At 66.6% G+C, this 8,101-nt stretch carries 6 protein-coding genes and 1 pseudogene; 3 read left to right on the forward strand and 4 right to left on the reverse strand.

The window, feature by feature from the left end:
• Together BACI71_RS18005 and BACI71_RS17600 are read left to right on the forward strand one after the other, a co-directional pair.
• Positions 1-235: phage integrase central domain-containing protein (locus BACI71_RS18005; protein WP_443018514.1), on the forward strand; the 235-nt coding region annotated here is incomplete at its 5' end.
• A gap of 205 nt (positions 236-440) precedes the next feature.
• Positions 441-1,121, forward strand: a complete 681-nt coding sequence (locus BACI71_RS17600) for a glycoside hydrolase family 75 protein (RefSeq protein ID WP_159761501.1) — start codon at positions 441-443, stop codon at positions 1,119-1,121.
• A gap of 607 nt (positions 1,122-1,728) precedes the next feature.
• On the opposite strand, the gene BACI71_RS17605 is transcribed toward BACI71_RS17600, so the two are convergent.
• The 3 genes from BACI71_RS17605 to BACI71_RS17615 are packed head-to-tail and all read right to left on the reverse strand — an operon-like array spanning position 1,729 to position 4,954.
• Complete coding sequence (locus tag BACI71_RS17605) at positions 1,729-2,907, reverse strand: ROK family transcriptional regulator (protein ID WP_159761503.1); 1,179 nt, start codon at positions 2,905-2,907, stop codon at positions 1,729-1,731.
• Positions 2,904-4,076 carry a hypothetical protein gene (locus BACI71_RS17610; RefSeq protein WP_159761505.1) on the reverse strand — a complete coding sequence of 391 codons (1,173 nt, stop codon included), beginning with the start codon at positions 4,074-4,076 and terminating at the stop codon, positions 2,904-2,906. The genes BACI71_RS17605 and BACI71_RS17610 overlap by 4 nt, the downstream gene beginning before the upstream one ends.
• On the reverse strand, positions 4,073-4,954 hold the full coding sequence (locus tag BACI71_RS17615; RefSeq protein WP_159761507.1) for a DUF6528 family protein: 882 nt from the start codon (positions 4,952-4,954) through the stop codon (positions 4,073-4,075). Before BACI71_RS17615 ends, BACI71_RS17610 begins: the two co-directional genes overlap by 4 nt.
• Before the next feature lie 108 nt (positions 4,955-5,062).
• Here BACI71_RS17615 and BACI71_RS17620 point away from each other — a divergent pair, with 108 nt between their 5' ends.
• Complete coding sequence (locus BACI71_RS17620) at positions 5,063-7,717, forward strand: TonB-dependent receptor (protein WP_159761509.1); 2,655 nt, start codon at positions 5,063-5,065, stop codon at positions 7,715-7,717.
• 274 nt (positions 7,718-7,991) lie between these two features.
• Here BACI71_RS17620 and BACI71_RS17625 read toward each other — a convergent pair.
• Positions 7,992-8,101, reverse strand: a pseudogene (locus BACI71_RS17625) (IS5-like element ISNeu3 family transposase); the annotation flags it as partial.

Raw genomic sequence — 8,101 nt, forward strand, 5'->3', positions numbered from 1 at the left:
CCGTGCCGAACGGCTGCGCCTTGGGCGCGATGCCTTTCCAGCGCTCGGGCATATCGACCTCAAGGTGGTCACCGCTGCCGATGTCTTGGCGATGGTGCGCAGCGTCAAGGCGCGCGGCGCACTCGACATTATATCTTTCTCGCGCCGATGGGGTACACAGCCGCAGACGGCAAAGGCCGGTTTGACACCCGCAGGGACCAGCGAAAAGTCGCCAGGGACACGCCGCTCGACCTAACTGAGCAGCGCGAAGGCGCGAGGATCACCCAATTCGGCGAGGGCATGCCGGACGTTACATGGCTGGCCCGCAACGGCGGGCAAGGCGACCGTAGGGGCGTATGCATCCCGCCCTATTTCGTGTTTCAGTTTAAGGCTGATGGACACCGGGTCCCGGTAAACTACACGCAAATACCCTCGCGAGCACTTCCAGCAGGACGGCGGCCATGACCGGATCAAAGCCTTGGTTCGACTATGAAGGAGTTCGGATTGAACACGTCGGCGACGCGGGCGCGTATCGCTTCAGGACGTCGCACGTCACATTAGACGCCGATGGATCACCGCGGGCGTACCATCCACAAGACATCGGCATCGATGCCAATGCAAATGCTGGCTACCCCCATCGCGGCTGGCGCGGCGCCCTAGTGGTCGACCCGGCTGATTCCGATCGTCCCTACGTGCAGCCGACGGGCGATTACGCCGGCTACTTCGTAAGCAAGACGTCGCTCCGCAATAATTCGGGAGCGGCGACGGCGCCGAGCACGTACGTCAACGCCGAGACTATCCCGTACATCGTGTTTCCAGGCGCCTTCTACGGCGTCAAAGGTACGGGACGCTACGGCGACCTTGCCATGGTGCGATCGCTCGCCAATGGGCGCGTGACAGCAGCGATCGTTGCAGACGGCGGCCCGTTCAAGGCCCCGTTGGGCGAGATGTCAATTGCGCTCGCGAGCGCACTCGGAGGCGTCAGGCCCAATCCAAGGAATGGGGCTGGAGCCCCGGAAGGGATGATCGAGTATATCGTCTTCGCTGGCAGCGCGCTTAACCCGACGTGGCCGCAAGACTGGGCGACGATCGATGCTCGCGCGAGCGAGCTGCTAACCGATTTAGGTGGTTGGAACGTGTGAGAGGTCGCAATTCCGTTGAGTGTCCGCGAGCTTCCCCGTAAGCAAGTGTAAGACAGAGAGGCTCAGTCTCGATGCGGCACGTGGGCACGCGACGCTACCGCATGAGTATGGAAGCATTTTAATCCGCGCGGAAGCGGCGCGCTATTGACGCCGTCACCCCCTGCCACCGACAGATCGCCGTTGCTCCTGGCTGTTCGGCGTCTGCTCTGCCGGGCATGCCTCGTGATGGCGATTCAAAGCCTCCACATCTAATCACCCCGAGCATACCAAAACCGTAATCGCCCGGCAGCATTAGGACAGAAGTCGCAAAACCGGCGCACTGCTTCGCCTCCTCGGAATAGCTGGCACCTCGTTTCTCGCAGAAAACGCCATCATGGCGCGATGCCGCTGATGTTGAAGACACCCTTCATGCCGGGATCTTGACGCCATATTCATGCTGGGCGAACGTTGAGGATGGTCGTGAGCAGTCATCGACTGTGGTCCAGTTCGACCCTGAATGAATGACCGCGTTCGAGAAGCGAAAATTGTGGGCTGAACGTCCGGGATTGGGTCGTCGTGAATGCTTTTGAAGACCCGAGTCATCATCAACGGAAAGCGTACTTTGCTGCTACTCCAACCCGCCCAATGTCTCGTCCGCTCCGAAGAATGCTGCACGCAGGGGCAGGGTTGCGGCGCCGATCGCGGCGGCGTCGCCGGTGATGGGGGAGGCGACCACCCGGGCGTTGGGGCGGTGATGGTCGCGGCGTTCGGGGTTGGTGAGGGCAATTCGTGCGATGATCCGGTCGGCCAGCCACGCCGGCAGGCGGCCGCCGAGCACGATCAGCTCCGGATCGAGCGTCGCCGAGATCGCCGAGGCGACGAGGTTTAGCGAGGGGAGGCTCGCTTCCAGCCAGCGATCGACCGCCGGATGATCGGGATCGAAGGCGGACAGCATCGTGTGCAGGTCCGGGAAGCGCGTGCCGGCCTCGGCAAAGGCATGGCGCAGCGCTTCCAGATTGGGCTGGGGCCAGTCGCCCGGCAGGATCGAGGCGAACTCGCCCGCATTGCCGTGCCGCCCGCGCAGCGACCGGCCGGCGGAGATCACGCCTCCGCCAAAGCCGGCCGAGAAATAGAGATAGGCGAAATCGCGCGCCACGCGGCCATGGCCGAGCATTGCCTCTCCGATCGCGGCGACATTGCCATCATTGTCGATCCACACCTTCTCGCCCAGCGCGCCGGCGAGCAGGGTGTCGAGCGGCACGAGCGCCCATGGGTCGAGCAGCCGTGGCGGGTTGAGTCGCGCCCCGTCGCCGATGAAATAGCCGGTCACGCCCACGCCAATCCCGACCAGCGCCTGCCGGTCCCAGCCTGACTCGGCGACCGCGGTATCGATCATCCGTCCGATCTGGGCGCAGGCAGCGGGGATGGCGGTGTCGGCGAGCCGCTCGGTCCGCTCCGCCGCAATGCCTCCGGCGAGGTCGAGAAGCGCGAGCGACACCGCATCGGTCATCACCGACAGGCCGACCGCAAAGGCCGCGCCGCCGACCAGCGACAATTTGGCCGACGGCTTGCCGCGGCCGGTGGCAACCGGCACGGCTTCGGTCAGCAAGCCGCGGGCGATCAGCGGTTCGACCAGCCGGGTGATCGAATGCGGGGCAAGGCCGGTCACGCGCGCCAGATCGGCGCGGCTCGCCGGGCCGGCGCGCGACAACAGGTCCATGACGACCCGCTCGTTGGCGGTGGCCGTGCGGCGGCCGTCCTCGCGGAGGAAGCGGGCCGGAAAGCGACCCGCGGTGATGCCGTTCATGGCGCGGGGAAGGCCCGCGCGCGCACCGCTGTCAAGCGCGGCAGGGCGAGCAGCGCGGCCAGAAGGCAGGCGATCGCGACGGCCGCGGCAAAGAACGGGAAGGCGCCGGGCGCGAAGACTGGCACGCGGCCAAGCCCGCCGGCGAGCGCCAGCCCCGCAGCGCCGAGCGCGAGCTTCGAGGCCATGGTATAGAGGCCATAGCCCCGCGGACCATCGGCCAGCGCCGGCAGCAGCGCCCAGCCGACGAGGTTGCCCAGCCCCATGACCATGCCGAGCAGCAGCAGCATCGCCGGACCGGCCTGCAAGAGGAAGAGCGCGGCGATGCAGGCCGAGCAGGCATATACGGCCGCCAGGATGGCAAACCCACGCTGAGAATCGGACAGGCAGAGCGGGACGAAGGCCGATGCCGACCGGCCGAGGATCAGCAGCGTCAGGATCGTTGTGCCATTGGCCGGGGCCATGATGCCCATCGGCAGGTGCAGCACCGCCTTGGCCAGCGCGCCCGTCGCCACGGCGCCGACGACGTTGGCGAGAAGGAACCGCCACAGCAGCCAGTGCAAGGCACCCCGGCCTGCGGTGCTGCCCCGACCGTCTTGTGCCGGCGGATACGCGGCGATCAGCGGCATCATCGCCGATCCGATCAGCAGGGCGGCACCTGCGATCGCCCAGAGCAGCGGGGCGGTGGCGAAGCGGTCACTGCCGCTCGCTCCCAGGGCAGCGAGCAGCGACGCCAGCGCCGTGCCGATCGTCCGCCCGCGCGCCAGCCAAGTCGCGCGATGCGGCAGGTCGCCGAGCTGGGTCATCAGCGCATTGTGCGGCACGCCGCATCTGGCATAGGCGATGCGGAAGACGAGCGTCGCGGCCAGCAGCGCCCATGGCCCATAGGCCGCCGCCAGCACCGTCGCGGGGAAGGCGAGTGCTGCGAGCGCCAGTCCGACGCCCGCCACTCGCGCGGCATGGCTGGGATGCCGCCCCAGCCACAGGCCGACCGCCAGATCGGCCAGCGCATTGGCGGCCAGCCCGGCGAGGAACAGCGCGCCGGCGACGATCGGATCGACGCGGTAGACCGTGACCAGCAGGTAGAGCGTCAGAAGGTCGCTGGCGGTCCACAACAGGCTCTTGCCGCCATGGGCAATGCAATAGGCGATCCGCGCGCGCCGCCAGGTCACGGGATCCAGCGCACCTTGTACAGCTTCAGCCCCGGCGTTTCGATCCGGCGCGGGGCGCTGCCGTCGCGCGCGGCGAGGGTGAAACCATGCGCCCACCAGCTCTCTTCCGCCTGCACCCATGCCATCGCCCGTGCCGACACGCTGACTGCCTTCACTCTCAGCTTGAGGTTCAGCGCGGCAAGGGTCGTGAAGCGGCCGCTCGCCGGATCGAACGTCCACACGCCGTCGTCGGTCGTGACCACATAGCCGCCATCGGGCGTCGGCGATAGGTCATGGCCGTCGCGGCGGCCGGGCAGCGTCCAGCGACCGCTCTCGGTCAGACGCGGCGTGGGACCGCGGACATCCACCGCGAAGCTCTGGATCAGGTCATGTGACAGCGCGAACAGACGCCGGCGGCGCGCATCCCATACCGCACCATGGCCGGAGGGCAGCGGCACGCTGGCGAGCGGGGCTTCATTCCGGCCCACCCGATAGAGCTGGAGCCGGTTCCCCTCGTCGTGGAGCGACAGCGCCACCGCGACATACCCGCCGGGGAGGAGGTCGGCGGAATGGGCCATCGGCGCCGTCGCGCGGAAGCGGACCTTGCCGGTCGCGCGGTCGATCAGCACCACTCCGCCGGTCGAGGCGGTGACGAGGATCGCGCTGCCGCCCTCGACCGGCTTGCAGTCGTCGATATGCGCCAGCAGCGGGGTGCGATAGGCGTCGGGCAGGTCCGCGGCATCGGCGGCGGTCCAGCGCCACGTCTCGACCGGCGCGTCGCCGCTCACCCGATATTCGCGAATCTGGTCGTCGCCGCACGCATAGAGCCGGTCGGCCGCAAGCGCGGGCGCCGCCGCCACCATACCGGCCGCTAAGAGCAAGGCACTGAAAAGCCGCATCGATCCCGTTCCTTTGTTCGTTCGCCGAGGCGCACCTCTGCGCCGTCACCTATATGTCACCTATAGTGAATAATAGAGGAGCATATCGGAACGGGGAAGGGTTTTCAGATGACTATGTCCGCTGCAGCGTGTGCTGCCTTGCTGCTGCCCACGGCGATCGCGGGGCCGGCGTTCGCCCAGACGGCGCTGGCAGTGGAGGAGCCGGGCGATGGCGACATCGTCGTCACGGGCGCGCGGTTGCAGGCGGTGCGGGAGGTCAAGGCGAAGCGCGCCATCCCGGTTATCGCCGACACGATCAGTTCGGACGAGATCGGCACACTGCCGGACTTCGGGCTGGGCGAGGCATTGACCCGCGTGCCGGGCGTCGCGACGATCCAGAACAATGCGCGCGGCGAGGCGCAGTATCTGTCGATCCGCGGCCTCAGCGCCGATTATAATCTCGTCCAGATCGATGGGGTGACCTTGCCCGCGAACGAGACCGGGCGGCGCACCGTCTCGCTCGACGTCATTCCCTCCTCGCTCGCCAGCTGGGTCGAGGTCTACAAGACGGTCACCGCCGCGATGAACGCCAACGCGATCGGCGGCACCGCCAATCTGCGCACGCGGAGCGCGTTCGACGGTGGCGGCCGCACCTTTGTCGGCGGCCGGTTCGATGTCGGCACATGGGATTTCGAGCGCACCCGCGGTCACGCCAACCCCTCGGGTCAGGCGGAGGCGATCGTCTCAACCACCTTCGGTCCCGATCGCACGTTCGGCGTGGTGGTCTCCGGCAGCTTTTTCCGCCGCGACTCCGCCTCGCTCAACTCCGCCAGCGACAATTACCTCTATTTCGATCCCGCCACCGGCAACCGGCTGGTCTCGCCGACCAACAACGTGTCGAACGCCTTCGTCGCGCCCGACCGGCGGCGCTGGCTGCATTACGACAATGTCCGCGAGCGCTATGGCGTGTTCGGCAAGTTCGAGTTCGACGACCATGACCGGTTCAGGGCGGCGCTGACACTCGCCGATTTCCGCCACACCAATGACGAGGAGCGCCAGTCGAACCTGGTGGCGGCCAATACCGCCACGGCAAACAACCGCTACAGCAGCTACAGCAACGTGACGGGGACGGGCGGCACGGTGTCCAGCGCCAACGCGCAGGTCGATCTGGTCAATTACGATCAGACCCGCCGGATGCGCTATGCCGACCTTGCCGGCACGCTGACGCCGAACGACCGGGTGAAGGCGGATCTCGGCGTGAACTTTGCCGTCGCCACCTATCGTCAGGACGCGCGGCTTGCGACCTATCGCATCGCGAACACGACGAACCTCGCCTATCGCTACGACATCGCGCCGGGTAGCTTCACCCATTTCACCTTCGCCAATCCGGCGTTCATCACCGCAGCCGCCAATTACCGCCAGTTCGAATATGGCACGAACAGCGACGACCAGCGCGAGCAGGCATTGACCGCGCGCGCGAACATTGCCGTCGGCATGGAGGATGAGGGGTTGGGCGTCGCCGCCGGCGCCTATGCCCGCTTTCTCGACCGGCGCTATGACTATCAGGTCGACAATTACCGCAACACGAACGCCAGCACGCTGATGTTATCGGGGGCGCTCGCCCCGGAGACCTATGCGCCGTATAATGGAGGCGGGCAGAAGATGCTGCTGGTCGAGCCGGCGGTCGCCCGCGCGGTATTCGACGCCAGCGGCGCCAGCTTCGCGGCGAACAGCACGAACGCGGGCGGCAGCCTGCAATCGGATTACGCCCTGACCGAAGACATCTATGCGGCCTATGCCATGGCGCGCTTCGCCCGCGGCCCGGTCCGGCTGACCGGCGGCGTGCGATACGAGGAAACCGCGCTGTCGACAGGATCGAACAGCCTGCGCGGCACAGCCTATATCTATGGGCAGCAGCATCAGGCCTATCGCGACTGGCTGCCGTCGGCGCAGGCGGACTGGGACGTCACATCGGCGCTGCGCGTGCGCGCGGCCTATGCGACGACGATCGGTCGGCCGAACTATGACGATCTCGCCGCGCGGGAGGTGGTGAACGTCAACAGTTCGACCGGGTCGGTCAGCATCACCGGCGGCAATCCCGGGCTGCGCCCGCGGCGTTCGGACAATCTGGACCTCAGCGTTGAATATTACGTCAATCGCGACACGCTGTTTTCGGCCGCTCTCTTCCAGAAGCGCATCGCGGACGAAATTCTTGTCGTCCGCAATCAGGCCAGCGAAGTCTTCGACGGCGTGCAGCAGCTCGTTACCCGCATACGCCCGGTCAATGCCAGTCGCCCTCTCGTCCGAGGACTGGAGCTGAACGCGGTCGTCGCACGGATGCCGTTCCTGCCGGGGCCGCTCGCGGACCTGGGTGTTTCGGCCAACCTGACCCTGCTCGATCCGACCCCGCCATCCGTGACGCTCTCGGACAATGTCACTCAGCGCCGCCTGTCCGGCCTGTTCGAGAGCGCGAACGTCGTCGCCAATGCCAAGCTGTTCTACACGCTCGGCCCGATCACCGTGCAGGGCGCCTGGAATCATCTGTCGTCGATCCTCTATTCGGTCTCGACCACCGATCCGCTGGGCGACCGCCGCTATGCGCCGAGCGATCTGTTCGACGCGCAACTGCGCGTGAAGCTCAGCCGGCACTGGACGATCGTCGCGCAGGGCAAGAACCTGACCGACTATCGCCCGCAACGGCTGTTCGGCCCGGACTTCCGCCTGCTGCGCGAGGAGATCGATAATGGGCGCGCCTTCTACATCGGGGCGCTGATCCGCTATTGACGCAATGGTGCCGTGCGCCTGGCCGTGCGGCACCGGTCAGCAACGTCGACGCCGGCGCGTGACGCGTGGACCGGCTAGATCGCGCGATCAGCGTAGCCCGCCCTCGGTGCAGTGCGATCGGCCGATCCGCGCGGAAACGTTGGGGAGCACGTTTTGTCCTCCTGAACGAATGATTGAAGTCGGGCGGCAGGGAAAATGCCGCGAATGTCCGGCTCTGGGTCGAAACACCGATCGCAGGTAGCATTCGACGCTGTTTGCTAGGTCGGATCGACATTCAGCGTAGCCAGATCATGGCGGCGGCGAGATGTACGAAGCCGGTGAAGTGGACGGTGCGGCGATCATAACGTGTGGCGAAGCGGCGGAAGTGTTTGAGGCGGCCGAAGC

This window comes from Sphingomonas sp. 8AM (genome assembly GCF_902506455.1).
In the GTDB taxonomy this organism is placed as follows: domain Bacteria; phylum Pseudomonadota; class Alphaproteobacteria; order Sphingomonadales; family Sphingomonadaceae; genus Sphingomonas.

What these genes read in the sequence shown, in the direction of transcription:
- BACI71_RS17600 (WP_159761501.1), top strand. Translation starts at nt 441, where the DNA reads ATGACCGGATCAAAGCCTTGGTTCGACTATGAAGGAGTTCGGATTGAA.
- BACI71_RS17605 (WP_159761503.1), bottom strand. Translation starts at nt 2,907, where the DNA reads ATGAACGGCATCACCGCGGGTCGCTTTCCGGCCCGCTTCCTCCGCGAG.
- BACI71_RS17615 (WP_159761507.1), bottom strand. Translation starts at nt 4,954, where the DNA reads ATGCGGCTTTTCAGTGCCTTGCTCTTAGCGGCCGGTATGGTGGCGGCG.
- BACI71_RS17620 (WP_159761509.1), top strand. Translation starts at nt 5,063, where the DNA reads ATGACTATGTCCGCTGCAGCGTGTGCTGCCTTGCTGCTGCCCACGGCG.